Here is a 12,715-nt window from a genome sequence, read left to right as displayed (position 1 = left end):
TTCACGGCATCGGAAGGGCTGCGGGAGCGAACCCGGAGCTGGGGGAGGCGGTGTGCAGGTGGGGCGGGTGGGGTGGCGGAGACTCCGTCACCCCACCCACCGGCCCGTGAGCTCACGCGCCTGCCCGCACGCTCACGCCCCCTCGGCCAGCACCTTCGCCAGCGTCTCCAGCGCCGACTCCAGTTCCTCGCCGGTGATGGTCAGCGGCGGGGCGAGCCGGATCGTCGAGCCGTGGGTGTCCTTGACCAGGATCCCCTCGCGCATCAGCCGGGCGCTGACCTCGCGCCCGGTGCCGATCGCCGGGTCGACGTCGACGCCCGCCCACAGCCCGCGCGCGCGGAAGCCCACGACGCCCTTGCCGACGAGTCCCGCCAGCCCGTCCCGCAGCAGCACGCCGAGATCGGTGGCCCGCTGCTGGAACTCGCCCGTCTCCAGCAGCTCGACCACCGCCGTGCCGACCGCGGCGGCCAGCGGGTTGCCGCCGAACGTCGAACCGTGCTCGCCCGGCCGCAGCACCCCGAGCACGTCCCGCCCCGCCACCACCGCGGACACCGGCACGATGCCGCCGCCCAGCGCCTTGCCCAGCAGCAGGACGTCCGGGACGACCGACTCGTGCTCGACGGCCAGGGTCCGGCCGGTGCGGCCGAGGCCCGACTGGATCTCGTCGGCGATGAACAGGCAGCCCTTGCGACGGGTCAGTTCGCGGACGCCGGTCAGGTAGCCCGCGTCCGGGATGATCACGCCCGCCTCGCCCTGGATCGGCTCCAGGAGCACGGCCGCCGTCGTCTCGTCGACCGCCGCCTCCAGGGCCGCCAGGTCGTTGTACGGCACGATCTTGAAGCCGGGCGTGAACGGGCCGAAGCCCGCGCGCGCGGTCTCGTCCGTGGAGAAGCTGACGATCGTCGTCGTACGGCCGTGGAAGTTCTCCGCGGCGACCACGATCGTGGCCTGGTCGGCCGGCACGCCCTTGACCTCGTACGCCCACTTGCGGGCCACCTTGATGCCGGACTCGACCGCCTCGGCGCCGGTGTTCATCGGCAGCACCATGTCGAGGCCGGTCAACGCGGCCAGCCGCTCGGCGAATTCGGCGAGCTTGTCGTTGTGGAAGGCGCGCGAGGTGAGGGTCAGCCGGTCCAGCTGGCGGTGGGCCGCCTCGATCAACGCGGGGTGGCGGTGGCCGAAGTTGAGGGCCGAGTAGCCGGCCAGCATGTCGAGGTAGCGCTTGCCCTCGACGTCCTCGACCCAGGTGCCCTCGGCACGGGCGACGACCACGGGCAGGGGGTGGTAGTTGTGCGCGAGGACCGGCTCCTCGGCGCGGATCAGGTCGGCGGAGGTACGGGCGGAGGCGGGCGCGTCTGCGGTGGTGGTCATGAACGGATCTCCTGAGTGCAGCACTTGATGCCGCCGCCGGCCTTGCGGAACTCGGACAGGTCGACGGGTACGGGGACGTAGCCGCGGTCGGTGAGCGCGGCGGCGAGGGCCTCGGCCTGCGGGGCGATGAAGACATGGCGGCCGTCGGAGACGGAGTTCAGCCCGAACGCCATCGCGTCCTCGGCGGTGGCGAGCACGGCGTCCGGGTACAGCCGTGCCAGCACCTCGCGGCTGCCGGGCGAGAACGCCTCCGGGTAGTACGCGATGTTGTTCGCGGCGCCGTCGTCCAGCACGAACAGCGCGGTGTCCAGGTGGTAGAAGCGCGGGTCCACCAGGGTCAGACTGATCACCGGGTGACCGAAGAACTCCTGCACCTCGCGGTGGGCCTCGCGGGTGGTGCGGAAGCCGGTGCCGGCCAGCAGGTACCGGCCCGTCCAGACGAGGTCGCCCTCGCCCTCGCAGACGGACTCGGGGCGGTGCACGTCGAAGCCCGCCGACTTGAACCAGGTGTCGTAGTGCGTGGACTCCCCGCGCCGCTCGGGCGCGTGGAAGAGGGAGCCGAAGACCCGGCCGTCCACCACGACCGCCGAGTTCGCGGCGAAGACCATGTCGGGCAGGCCGACGACGGGCTCCACCACGTCGACGTCGTGGCCGTGGGTCCGGTAGGCGCTCATGAGCGCCTGCCACTGTTCCCGGGCCAGGTCGACATCGACATGGGAGTCGGGACGCATCCAGGGATTGATCGCGTACTGCACGGCGAAATGTCTGGGTTCACAGACGAGGAAGCGCCGCCGGCGCGGCACACGGGAGTCGGACACAGAGGGGTTCCTCCGCTTCCTTGATGACGATGAGGGTTGACACCAAGGTAAGAAGTGACCGGGCCGCGCGACAAGGAATGAAAGTTGCGTGTCCGCGCAGGAACGCTGCGTCTTTCAGAGCGCCTGCGCAGCATCGCTGCACACTCGGATGTTTATTCGGGAGCCGGGTGGGTCGCGCCCGCTTCGGGGCTTTCCGGGATCAGATGGGACAGCACCATCACGCTGATCGTCTTTCGCACGAACGGTTCGGTGCGGATGCGTTCCAGCACCTCCTCGAAGTGCTCGACGTCCCGCGCCCGCACGTGCAGCAGCGCGTCCGCGCCGCCCGTCACCGTCATCGCCGCGGTGATCTCCGGATGGTTGCGGACCACCTCCGCGAGCCGCCGCGGCGGGGCCGCGCCCTCGCAGTACACCTCTACGTACGCCTCCGTCAGCCAGCCCAGCGCCGACGGCTCCACCGTGGCCGTGAACGCGGTGATCACCCCGGTCTCGCGCAGCCGGTCCACCCGGCGCTTCACCGCCGTCGAGGACAGCCCGACCGCCGCCCCGATCTCGGCGAAGCTGGTCCTGGAGTTCGCCATCAGGGCGTTGATGATCTTCCGGTCGAGCTCGTCGAACGGCGCGGGCCTGCTGTTCATGCCCGCACTGTATCCAGCGGGAACGCGCACGCCCGGCACATGTCCAGGCGTACGGATTCCACCTACACTCCGGGTTCATGCTGCGCGCCCTCGCCGTCGACGACGAACGCCCCTCCCTGGAGGAGCTGCTCTATCTGCTGCACGCGGATCCGCGCATCGGCAGCGCGGAGGGCGCGGGCGACGCGACCGAGGCGCTGCGCCGGCTCAACCGCGCCCTGGAGTCCGGCCCCGGCGGGGCCGCGGCGATCGACGTCGTCTTCCTCGACATCCACATGCCCGGCCTCGACGGCCTCGACCTGGCCCGGCTGCTCACCGGCTTCGCGAAGCCGCCGCTGGTCGTGTTCGTCACCGCCCACGAGGACTTCGCCGTCCAGGCCTTCGACCTCAAGGCCGTCGACTACGTGCTCAAGCCGGTCCGCAAGGAACGGCTCGCCGAGGCGATCCGCCGGGCCGCCGAACTCACCGGCAGCTCCCCGCGCATCCCCGTGCACGAACCCGACCCCGACCACATACCCGTCGAACTCGGCGGTGTGACCCGCTTCGTGGCCGTCGACGACATCACCCACGTCGAGGCCCAGGGCGACTACGCCCGGCTGCACACCGACCGGGGCAGCCACCTGGTACGGATCCCGCTGTCCACCCTGGAGGAGCGCTGGCGCCTGCGCGGCTTCGTCCGCATCCACCGCCGCCACCTCGTCGCCCTGCGCCACGTCGGCGAACTCCGTCTGGACGCGGGCACGGTGAGCGTCCTGGTCGGCGACGAGGAGCTCCAGGTCAGCCGCCGCCACGCGCGCGAACTGCGCGACCTGCTGATGAGGAGGCCGTGACAGTGCCGAACCAGGACCCCGCCGAGCGCCGCGTCACCGTCACCGGACCGCCCCGCCGCGTCCGGCGCGCCACCGGCTACTACCGCCCGCGCACCGAGATCGACGAGCAGACCACCCTCGGCCACACCTACGTCCGCTCCCTCATGCGCACCCAACTGCGCGCCGCTCTCGCCGTGTTCGCGGTCCTCGGCCTCCTGATCGGCCCGCTGCCCCTGGTCTTCGCGGCCATGCCCGACGCCCACCGCCTCGAATGGGCGGTCCTCGGCTTCTGCCTCTACGCCCCGCTCGTCCTGCTCGCCCTGTGGTACGTCCGCCGCGCCGAGCGCAACGAACGGGACTTCGTGCGCCTCGTCGAAGACCGCTGAGCAGCTCCTCGATGAACTCCAGCTACGCCGTCACCGCCGTCGCCCTCGTCGTCGTCGCGACCGTCCTGGTCGGCGCCTTCGGCCTGCGCATCTCCCGCACCACCTCCGACTTCTACGTCGCCTCCCGCACCGTCGGCCCCCGCCTCAACGCGGCCGCCATCAGCGGCGAATACCTCTCCGCCGCCTCCTTCCTGGGCATCGCCGGACTCGTCCTGGTCCAGGGCCCCGACATGCTGTGGTACCCCGTCGGCTACACCGCCGGATACCTGGTCCTGCTCCTCTTCGTCGCCGCCCCGCTGCGTCGCTCCGGCGCCTACACGCTCCCCGACTTCGCCGAGGCCCGGCTCGCCTCGCAGAACGTGCGCCGCCTTGCGGGCGCCTTCGTCGTCGGTGTCGGCTGGCTCTATCTGCTGCCCCAACTCCAGGGCGCCGGGCTGACGTTGGCGGTGCTGACCGGCGCCCCCGACCTGCTGGGCGGTGGGATCGTCGCGGTCGTCGTGGTCGCGACCGTCGCCGCGGGCGGCATGCGCAGCATCACCTTCGTGCAGGCCTTCCAGTACTGGCTCAAGCTCACCGCCCTGCTGGTACCGGCCCTCTTCCTGACCCTCGCCTGGCAGGGCGACGGCTCGCCCCGGCACGCCTTCGAGGAACCGGCCACCTTTCGCGAACAGCGCGTGGTCACCGTCGGCGACAGCCTCGACCTCACCCTCGACAAGCCGCTCACCGTCACGGTCGACGGCAGGGTGGACGGCCGCGCCCACGAGGACCAGCGGGTCCAACTGGCCGCCGGTACACACCACATCGAGCACGGCACCCGGCTGACCTTCGCCAAGGGCTCGGCCGTCCCCGCCGCCGACCGGGGCAGCAGCAACGGGATGTCGACCTCGCTGGAGGCCGGCCGCGAGGAACGCCCGCTGTACGCCACGTACGGACTGATCCTCGCCACGTTCCTCGGCACGATGGGTCTGCCGCACGTGGTCGTCCGCTTCTACACCAGCCCGCACGGCGTCGCCGCCCGCCGCACCACGGTGGCCGTCCTCGGCCTGATCGGCGCCTTCTACCTGCTGCCCCCGGTCTACGGCGCCCTGGGCCGCATCTACACCCCCGAACTCGGCCTCACCGGCGACGCGGACGCGGCCGTCCTGCTGCTGCCCGACCGGATGATCGGCGGCACCGGCGGCGACCTGCTCGGCGCGCTGGTGGCGGGCGGCGCGTTCGCCGCGTTCCTGTCCACGGCCTCCGGGCTGACCATGGCCGTCGCGGGCGTGCTCACCCAGGACGTCCTGCCGGCCCGCGGCGTACGGCACTTCAGGCTCGGCACCGTGCTCGCCATGGCCGTGCCGCTGGCCGCGAGCGTCCTGGTCGGCGGGCTGCCGGTGGCCGACGCCGTCGGGCTCGCCTTCGCCGTCTCCGCGTCGTCCTTCTGCCCGCTGCTCGTCCTCGGCATCTGGTGGCGCCGGCTGACCCCGCCGGGCGCCGCCGCCGGCATGGTGATCGGCGGGGGCGGCGCGTTCGTCGCCGTGGCCGCCACCATGGCCGGCTTCCCCGGCACCGGCCCCCTGCACGCGCTGCTCGCCTGGCCCGCCCTCTGGTCGGTGCCGCTGGGCTTCCTCACCATGGTGCTGGTGTCGTTGGCCACCCCGGGGCGGGTGCCGACCGGGACGGCGGCGATCCTGGCCCGCTTCCATCTGCCGGAGGAACTGCGCGCGGAGGTGAAGGCATGAGCGGCTTCCTGGCCGGGCTGTGCGTGGCCGTACTGCCGCTGCTGGCCGCCGGGTTCTGGTTCGGGCGGCGCACGGCACGCCCGCAGAACCTAGGCGGCCTCGGCACCCCGGTCGAGCACGCCACCTTCCAGACCCTGCACACCGCCTCCCTCGCCGCGCCCCCGCTGCGGGCGGGCCTGACCGAGGAGACCGCCCGCAAGTCGGCCCGCAGACTGCGCTCGCTGCTGGGCACGGACGCGCTGTGCCTGACCGACCAGAAGGAGGTCCTGGTCTGGGACGGGGTCGGCGCCCACCACCGCACCGAGATCATGGACCGCCTCGCAGGCGCCCTGGAGACCGGCCGCGGCGAGGCCTTCCCGCTCGCCTGCGAGACCCCGGACTGCCCGGTGCGCTGGGCGGTCGTCGCCCCGCTGACCGTCGACGACCGGGTGCACGGCGCGCTCGTCGCCTGCGCCCCGCGCGAGTCCGCAGTCCTGGTCCGGGCGGCCGGCGAGGTCGCCCGCTGGGTGAGCGTCCAGCTGGAGTTGGCCGATCTGGACCAGTCCCGCACCCGGCTGATCGAGGCCGAGATCAAGGCACTTCGCGCCCAGATCTCCCCGCACTTCATCTTCAACTCGCTCGCGGTGATCGCCTCGTTCGTCCGCACCGACCCCGAGCGGGCCCGCGAACTCCTCCTCGAATTCGCCGACTTCACCCGCTACTCGTTCCGCAGGCACGGCGACTTCACCACCCTCGCCGAGGAACTCCACGCCATCGACCACTACTTGGCGCTGGTACGGGCACGCTTCGGCGACCGCCTCTCCGTCACCCTGCAGATCGCCCCCGAGGTGCTGCCGGTGGCCCTGCCCTTCCTCTGCCTCCAGCCGCTGGTGGAGAACGCGGTCAAGCACGGCCTGGAGGGCAAGACGGTGACCGCGGGCGGCAAGAGCCACATCACCATCACCGCGCAGGACACCGGCGCCGAGGCGCTCGTCGTCATCGAGGACGACGGCGTCGGCATGGACCCCGTCCTGCTGCGCCGCATCCTCGCCGGCGAGGTCAGCCCCTCCGGCGGCATCGGACTGTCCAACGTCGACGACCGGCTCCGCCAGGTCTACGGCGACGAGTACGGGCTCGTCATCGAGACGGCGGTCGGCGCCGGCATGAAGGTCACGGCACGCCTGCCCAAGTACCAGCCCGGAGTCCACTCGGCCGGGCGCCTGTCCACCGAGTGAGGACCAGGCGCCGAGGACAGCCGCCGAGGACTGCCGCCCTCCCGGGTACCGCTCAGGCGCTGCGCGTGGCCACCATCCCCAGCGTGAGCAACCCCAGCACGACCCAGCCGAACCACAGCCAGCCGTTGCTGCCGAGCGCCACCGTGTAGGCCGTCACCGCGACGAGACCTCCGACGGTGAGCACCCCCATCGCTTTGGTAGAGCCGTCCGTAGAACCGGGCATCGCGACACCCTCCTCATGGTTCGTCCCCCTCCATGGTGCCCCCGTTCTGCCTCCGGACGGTGCACACGACGAAATGTGTGCCCGATTTCCAGGGCCCCTCGCTGGTCCAGGACCCGGCCGTGTAGACGGAGGGATCGAAGCCGTAGTCCTCTGGCGGCACGTCCTTCGCACAGGCGGCATCCGATTCCGTACGGGCCTGTGTGAGGGTGACGTCGGAGCCGAGCCGGGTGAAACCGAGCACCTGTTCGTCGTGCGCGCCGCTGCAGGAGACCAGCTGGGCGTCCCGGTTGGTCCGGGTCCGCAGACAGTCCCGGCGCTGCATGTTCGTGGTGTCGGTGAACGACGAGCCGGGCTTGCGGTGCGCGCCCAGCGGGCCGTAGACCGGCCCGTGCGCGCCGAGCACCAGACACGCCGTGCGGCGTCCGGCGGCCTGGAAACCCGCCGCGCTCGGCACCACGGCGACCGCACGGACGTCCGCGAGCTTCGCCCGGAACTCCCGCGTCCGCTCCTCGCAGCGGGCCGCACCGGTCTGCCGGGCCTCGTCCGCGGACCCCGCCGGCGCGAAGGCCATCACCTGCCCGTCGGGCGTGCCTCCCACACAGCCCGCGTCCAGCCGCAGCCGGGGCGTGCCCAGGAAGCGCTCCCCGGGCCAGTCGGCGAGCACGCAGTCACCGTCCTTCAGCGGCTTCGCGAGCCCCACGCCCGAGCCGTACGGCGGCGCCGACGCCGGCGTGCCCTCGGTGGCCGTCCGGTGGGCCATGGCGTACCAGACCCCGCCCAGGGCCAGCACCAGGCCGAGGGAGACGGCTATGACGGCACGCAGGAGGCGCGGCACCTCGCGGCGGTGCCGGGCGGGCGGTGACCCGGCCGAGGGCGCCGACGGGAACGCGGCCGCCGGTCCCACGCCCCGCACGCCGGGTGCGGGCGGGGGAGGGGGTGGAACGACGCCCGCCCACGGCGGCTGCGAGCCCAGGTCCGTCTGAGTACGGGCGTACGACTCGGCCTGCGGCGTGACGATCCCCGACAGCGCCGCATCCGCCTCGGCCGCCGACAACCGCGCCGCCGGGTCCTTCGCGAGCAGAGCGGCCAGTACGGGACCCAGCGCGCCGGCGCGCACGGCGGGCCGCGGCTCCTCCATGACCACCGCGGTCACCTGGGCCAGATGCGACTCCCGCTCGAAGGGCCCTTGGCCCTCGACGGCGTGGTAGAGCGTGCAGCCCAGCGAGAACAGGTCGGCCGCCGGGGTCGGCGGCCCTCCCGTGGCCCGCTCAGGGGCGAGATAACCCGAGGTCCCCACCAGTACGGACGCCATCGTGTACCGGGTCTCGCCGCCCTCGGGCCGTACCGAGATGCCGTAGTCGGTCAGCAGCACCTGGCCGTACGGCGCCCCGCCGCGGTCCGGCGCCAGCAGGATGTTCGCCGGTTTCACGTCCCGGTGCATGACGCCCCGCTCGTGCCCGGCGGTCAGCGCGTCCAGCACGGCGAGCCCGACGCGGGCCGCCTCCGCCGGCGCGAGCGGGCCCCGCCGGTCGACCAGGTCACGCAGGTCCACGGCGCCCGCCACGTACTCCATGACGATCCACGGCAGCCCCTCGTGCTCCAGCACGTCGTGCACCGTCAGGACGTTCGGGTGACCCCGCAGCCCGGCCGCGTGCCGGGCCTCCGCGCGGGCCCGGGCCACCCGGGAATCCCGTTCCTCGCCGGCCGGGTCCCGATCCCGGAACACGATCTCCTTCAGCGCCACCTCGCAGGCGAGTCTCTGGTCGTGCGCGAGCCACACATGGCCCATGCCCCCGCCGCCCAACTGGTTGAGCAGCAGATAGCGACCGGCGATGACCCGGCCCACTCCCGACGTCGACGATCCTGAAGGCATCCGGTCACTCCCCCGGGTCTGCAGTGCGCTAGGCGGTCGCGCTCGACGCGGGCCCGGACGAGGCGGGCTCACTCGGGCCGGGCGCGCTGGTGGTGACCGGGTCGTCGGGCGGCGGCGGGGCGCTCGTCGTGACCGGATCGCTCGGCGGCGGCGGTGGCGGTGCGCTGGTGGTCACCGGGTCGTCGGGCGGCGGACTCGGTGGGTCCGGCGGTGGTGCGACCGTCGTCGGCGTACCGCTGTCCGGCGCCTTGGAACTTGGCGGCGGGCTCGACGTGGGCGGCCCTGAGCTGGGCGGACCGTTCGACGACGGGGCGGACGAGGAGCCGCCGGTGCCGCTGCCCGAGGGCGCGGACGGCGACGACGGTGGCGCCTTGGACGACGGATCGGAGACCGACGGCGGCGGGGCGGGCGTCGAGCCCTCACCGGACGTCCCCCCACCTGATGGACCGCCGCCCGACGTACCGCTGTCCGGCGCGCTTCCGCCGACCGCCGTGACCGTCACGTACTGCCCGAACCGCAGCTTCGTTCCGGCCGGCGGGTCGGACGCCGTCACGCGCGCGCCGGCGGCCGGCGCCCGCTTGCCGTCGTACCCCGTCGCGAGCCCGGTGTCGGCCAGTCGCAGGCTCGCCTCCCCGAAGGTCGTCCCGGCGAGGACGGGCACCGTGCGCAGCTCGCGGGTGTCGAACGTCGAGTCGGCTTTGCCCGTCGTGCCGACCGGTCGGCTGATACCGGTGTCCGGGTCGTCGACGTCGACGAGGGCGAGCTTCGCCATCTTCCGGGGCGCGGGCCGTACCGCCACCACGGACGAACGCTCGTACCCCTGCCACTTCTTGTTCCCGTCGTCGAACGTGACGGATATCCGGCTGGTGTCACCCTTGAAGGGCCGCAGGGGATTTCCGCACGAGCACTTCACGGCGGGCAGGCCCTGCTGGTCCACGAGAATCGCGATTCCCGCCTGCAGCAGCGAATTGAAGGGAACAGCCTTTCCCTTTTTGTAGTCGTGGTTCTTCACGAGCGTGTCGTGACGCAGGAGAACCGGTGTGAGCCGGTCCAGATAATCCGGGATCTGGGCGGTGGTGAGGTCGAGGGCGGTTGCCCACGCCTGAGCCTTCCGCTTGTTCCTGGGATCTGTGAGAAATGCCTTCAGCTTGGCGACGTCACAGAGCGTCGGTTCCCGGGTCCCGCCGTACAGCCCAGGCGTGTCCCCCTGCTGCAGGCTGCCCCGCACGGCCTGCGAGCGGACCGTGGCGTCGTCCTTGCCGAGGCCGCTGTCCTCGTCGAAGAAAGGTGCGAGCGAAGGCACTCCCGCGGCCACTGCTTTCACTTCGGTCAGCGGCGTACCCGTGTCACAACTGCCGAGTACCAGTACGCAGACCAATAGGACGGCGATCCTCCGAATTAACATGAGTGCGCGCTTTGTCATTACCGCTCCCCCTGGCGGTTCCCCCAATGCGCTTCATGCTACTGAATGCTTCAGAAAGACGAGGCCTTCAACGCCCGCGTGCGTTCAATGAGGCCAAATAGGCGTTGTATGCCTCGAGTTCCTTGTCGCCGTCACGATCGGCGGCGCGGTCCGAGCGCCGGGCCTGGCGCTGTTCGGAGCGGTACCACTGGAACAGCAGGGCGAGCAGCACCAGGACGGACGGCACCTCGCTGAACGCCCAGGCGATCCCGCCGGCGGCGGTCTGGTCGGAGAGCGCGTCGATGCCGAGCGAGGCGGACGGGTGCTTGAACGTCGACACCATCGGCTCCGACGCCATCATCAGCGCGATGCCGAAGAACGCGTGGAACGGCATGCCCGCGAACAGCTCCAGCATCCGCATCAGATAGCCCGGCCGCTGCGGGCCCGGGTCCACGCCGATGATCGGCCAGAAGAAGACGATGCCCACGGCCAGGAAGTGCACCATCATCGCGATGTGCCCGGTCTTCGACCCCATCAGGAAGTCGAACAGCGGTGTGAAGTACAGCGCGTACAGGCTCGCGATGAACAGCGGGATGGTGAACGCCGGGTGTGTGATGATCCGCATGTACCGGCTGTGCAGCACCATCAACAGCAGCTCGCGCGGCCCCTTGCGGCCCTTGCCGGTGGCCGGCAGCGCGCGCAGGGCGAGCGTGACGGGGGCGCCCAGCAGGATCAGGATCGGCGACAGCATGCTGATGATCATGTGCTGCACCATGTGCACGCTGAACATCACCATGCCGTAGTCGTTCAGCCCGGTGCACATCACCAGCATGATGGTGAGCACTCCGATGACGTACGAGACGGTCCGCCCCACGGGCCACGCGTCCCCGCGCCTCCGTAGCCGCACGACACCCCACGCGTACAGCCCGAGCCCGAGCAGACAGGCGATCAGGAAGAACGGGTCGGCGGACCACGCGAGCCCCCGCCCCAGCGTGAACGGCGGCAGATCCATGGTCATGCCGTGCCCGCTGTGTCCCATCCAACGGCTCCTGATTCGAGGGGGTTGTGCAAGTCTGTCCGGACCAGGGTATGACTCACCCCGGCCACCTCCGTGACCGGGGTGAGGGTGGTCCGAACGTCAGAGCACGCACTCCGCTTCGTCGTACCGATCGGCGGGCACCGTCTTCAACGTCTCGACGGCCTCGGCCAGGGACACCATCACGATGTCCGTCCCCCGAAGCGCCGTCATGTTCCCGAACTCGCCCCGGTGCACGGCCTCCACCGCGTGCCACCCGAACCGGGTCGCCAGCACCCGGTCGTACGCGGTGGGCGTGCCGCCGCGCTGCACATGTCCGAGGATCACCGGGCGGGCCTCCTTGCCGAGCCGTTCCTCCAGCTCGATGGAGAGCTGCCGGGCGATCCCCGCGAAGCGCTCGTGCCCGTAGACGTCCTTCTTGCCCTCGTCGAAGTCCATGGACCCGGCCTTGGGCTTGGCCCCCTCGGCGGCGACCACTATCGCGAAGCGCTTGCCCGCCTCGAACCGCTCGCCGACCCGCGCGGCCAACTCCTCGATGTCGAAGGGCCGTTCCGGTACGACGATGGCGTGCGCGCCGGCCGCCATGCCGGAGTGCAGCGCGATCCAGCCGGTGTGGCGGCCCATGACCTCCACGACCAGCACGCGCTGATGGGACTCGGCGGTGGTCTTCAGCCGGTCCAGCGCCTCGGTGGCGACACCGACGGCCGTGTCGAAGCCGAAGGTCACGTCCGTGACAGCGATGTCGTTGTCGATGGTCTTCGGGACGCCGACGATCGGCAGGCCTGCGTCGTACATCAGCTTGGCCGCCTTGAGCGTGCCCTCGCCGCCGATCGGGATGATCGCGTCGAGACCGAGCTCCTCGACATGCTCCCTGGCCCGCGCCACGCCGTCCCGCAGATGGGAGGGCTGGACCCGGGAGGAACCGAGGATCGTGCCGCCGCGAGCGAGGATGCCGCTCACCGCGTCGAGGTCGAGCTTGAGGTAGTCGCACTCCAGGAGGCCCTTCCAGCCGTCCCGGAAGCCGATGACCTCGTCACCGTGGTCGGCCACGGCGCGGTGCACGACGGACCGGATGACGGCGTTCAGGCCGGGGCAGTCGCCGCCGGACGTGAGGACACCAATGCGCATAGCCCGAAAGAACCTTCTCAACCGTGGAACGAGGCGGGACCGGACCTCGTCGTCCGGCTCGATCCCCGCCACCCTAACGGCAGGAGGGGGCGGGGC

The 12,715-nt window shown here is 71.7% G+C and carries 12 protein-coding genes; 4 read left to right on the top strand and 8 right to left on the bottom strand.

The features are described from left to right. Positions 1–132: 132 nt before the first annotated feature. The 3 genes from rocD to ACIQI8_RS37175 form a co-directional block, all read right to left on the bottom strand. Positions 133–1,371, bottom strand: coding sequence for an ornithine--oxo-acid transaminase (gene rocD, locus ACIQI8_RS37185; protein ID WP_402360880.1), 1,239 nt, complete (start codon positions 1,369–1,371; stop codon positions 133–135). Further along, positions 1,368–2,189 carry a dimethylargininase gene (ddaH, locus tag ACIQI8_RS37180; RefSeq protein ID WP_402360877.1) on the bottom strand — a complete coding sequence of 274 codons (822 nt, stop codon included), beginning with the start codon at positions 2,187–2,189 and terminating at the stop codon, positions 1,368–1,370. Before ddaH ends, rocD begins: the two co-directional genes overlap by 4 nt. A 152-nt stretch (positions 2,190–2,341) precedes the next feature. Beyond that, a complete protein-coding gene (locus ACIQI8_RS37175) occupies positions 2,342–2,827 on the bottom strand; it encodes an Lrp/AsnC family transcriptional regulator (protein WP_402360874.1) in 486 nt (161 codons plus the stop codon). Between the two features lie 77 nt (positions 2,828–2,904). Between ACIQI8_RS37175 and ACIQI8_RS37170 the strand changes: the two genes are divergently transcribed. From ACIQI8_RS37170 to ACIQI8_RS37155, 4 genes are read left to right on the top strand one after another with little or no spacing between them, the layout of a single operon-like run. Continuing rightward, the gene (locus ACIQI8_RS37170; protein WP_124000626.1) at positions 2,905–3,654 is read left to right on the top strand and encodes a LytTR family DNA-binding domain-containing protein; all 750 of its coding nucleotides are present in this window, start codon (positions 2,905–2,907) and stop codon (positions 3,652–3,654) included. Positions 3,655–3,656: 2 nt separating this feature from the next. Next, complete coding sequence (locus tag ACIQI8_RS37165; protein ID WP_124001489.1) at positions 3,657–4,019, top strand: hypothetical protein; 363 nt, start codon at positions 3,657–3,659, stop codon at positions 4,017–4,019. A gap of 11 nt (positions 4,020–4,030) precedes the next feature. Beyond that, positions 4,031–5,743 carry a cation acetate symporter gene (locus ACIQI8_RS37160; protein ID WP_402360871.1) on the top strand — a complete coding sequence of 571 codons (1,713 nt, stop codon included), beginning with the start codon at positions 4,031–4,033 and terminating at the stop codon, positions 5,741–5,743. Next, positions 5,740–6,957 (top strand): sensor histidine kinase, encoded by a 1,218-nt coding sequence (locus ACIQI8_RS37155; protein ID WP_402360869.1) that lies wholly within the window; start codon positions 5,740–5,742, stop codon positions 6,955–6,957. Before ACIQI8_RS37160 ends, ACIQI8_RS37155 begins: the two co-directional genes overlap by 4 nt. A 52-nt stretch (positions 6,958–7,009) precedes the next feature. On the opposite strand, the gene ACIQI8_RS37150 is transcribed toward ACIQI8_RS37155, so the two are convergent. From ACIQI8_RS37150 to ACIQI8_RS37130, 5 genes are all read right to left on the bottom strand, one after another. Beyond that, a complete protein-coding gene (locus tag ACIQI8_RS37150; protein WP_402360866.1) occupies positions 7,010–7,180 on the bottom strand; it encodes a hypothetical protein in 171 nt (56 codons plus the stop codon). A gap of 13 nt (positions 7,181–7,193) precedes the next feature. Next, positions 7,194–9,053, bottom strand: a complete 1,860-nt coding sequence (locus ACIQI8_RS37145; protein WP_402360863.1) for a septum formation family protein — start codon at positions 9,051–9,053, stop codon at positions 7,194–7,196. A 28-nt stretch (positions 9,054–9,081) separates the two neighbouring features. Next, positions 9,082–10,356: a DUF6777 domain-containing protein gene (locus ACIQI8_RS37140; protein ID WP_402360860.1), complete on the bottom strand. Its 1,275-nt coding sequence runs from the start codon at positions 10,354–10,356 to the stop codon at positions 9,082–9,084. A 187-nt stretch (positions 10,357–10,543) separates the two neighbouring features. After that, positions 10,544–11,494, bottom strand: coding sequence for a cytochrome c oxidase assembly protein (locus ACIQI8_RS37135; protein WP_402360857.1), 951 nt, complete (start codon positions 11,492–11,494; stop codon positions 10,544–10,546). A gap of 99 nt (positions 11,495–11,593) precedes the next feature. Further along, positions 11,594–12,619, bottom strand: a complete 1,026-nt coding sequence (locus ACIQI8_RS37130; protein ID WP_402360854.1) for a 6-phosphofructokinase — start codon at positions 12,617–12,619, stop codon at positions 11,594–11,596. Between the last annotated feature and the right edge of the window lie 96 nt (positions 12,620–12,715).

The organism is Streptomyces sp. NPDC092369, from assembly GCF_044755245.1.
Classification (GTDB): domain Bacteria; phylum Actinomycetota; class Actinomycetes; order Streptomycetales; family Streptomycetaceae; genus Streptomyces.
Note: the sequence above shows the minus strand (reverse complement) of the source record. Positions and strands in the feature narration are given on the sequence as shown.

Excerpts from the sequence above, each read along its gene's own strand:
- ACIQI8_RS37175 (WP_402360874.1), bottom strand. The coding sequence starts at position 2,827 with ATGAACAGCAGGCCCGCGCCGTTCGACGAGCTCGACCGGAAGATCATC.
- ACIQI8_RS37170 (WP_124000626.1), top strand. The coding sequence starts at position 2,905 with ATGCTGCGCGCCCTCGCCGTCGACGACGAACGCCCCTCCCTGGAGGAG.
- ACIQI8_RS37160 (WP_402360871.1), top strand. The coding sequence starts at position 4,031 with ATGAACTCCAGCTACGCCGTCACCGCCGTCGCCCTCGTCGTCGTCGCG.
- ACIQI8_RS37130 (WP_402360854.1), bottom strand. The coding sequence starts at position 12,619 with ATGCGCATTGGTGTCCTCACGTCCGGCGGCGACTGCCCCGGCCTGAAC.
- ACIQI8_RS37150 (WP_402360866.1), bottom strand. The coding sequence starts at position 7,180 with ATGCCCGGTTCTACGGACGGCTCTACCAAAGCGATGGGGGTGCTCACC.
- ACIQI8_RS37135 (WP_402360857.1), bottom strand. The coding sequence starts at position 11,494 with ATGGGACACAGCGGGCACGGCATGACCATGGATCTGCCGCCGTTCACG.
- ACIQI8_RS37155 (WP_402360869.1), top strand. The coding sequence starts at position 5,740 with ATGAGCGGCTTCCTGGCCGGGCTGTGCGTGGCCGTACTGCCGCTGCTG.
- ACIQI8_RS37145 (WP_402360863.1), bottom strand. The coding sequence starts at position 9,053 with ATGCCTTCAGGATCGTCGACGTCGGGAGTGGGCCGGGTCATCGCCGGT.
- rocD (WP_402360880.1), bottom strand. The coding sequence starts at position 1,371 with ATGACCACCACCGCAGACGCGCCCGCCTCCGCCCGTACCTCCGCCGAC.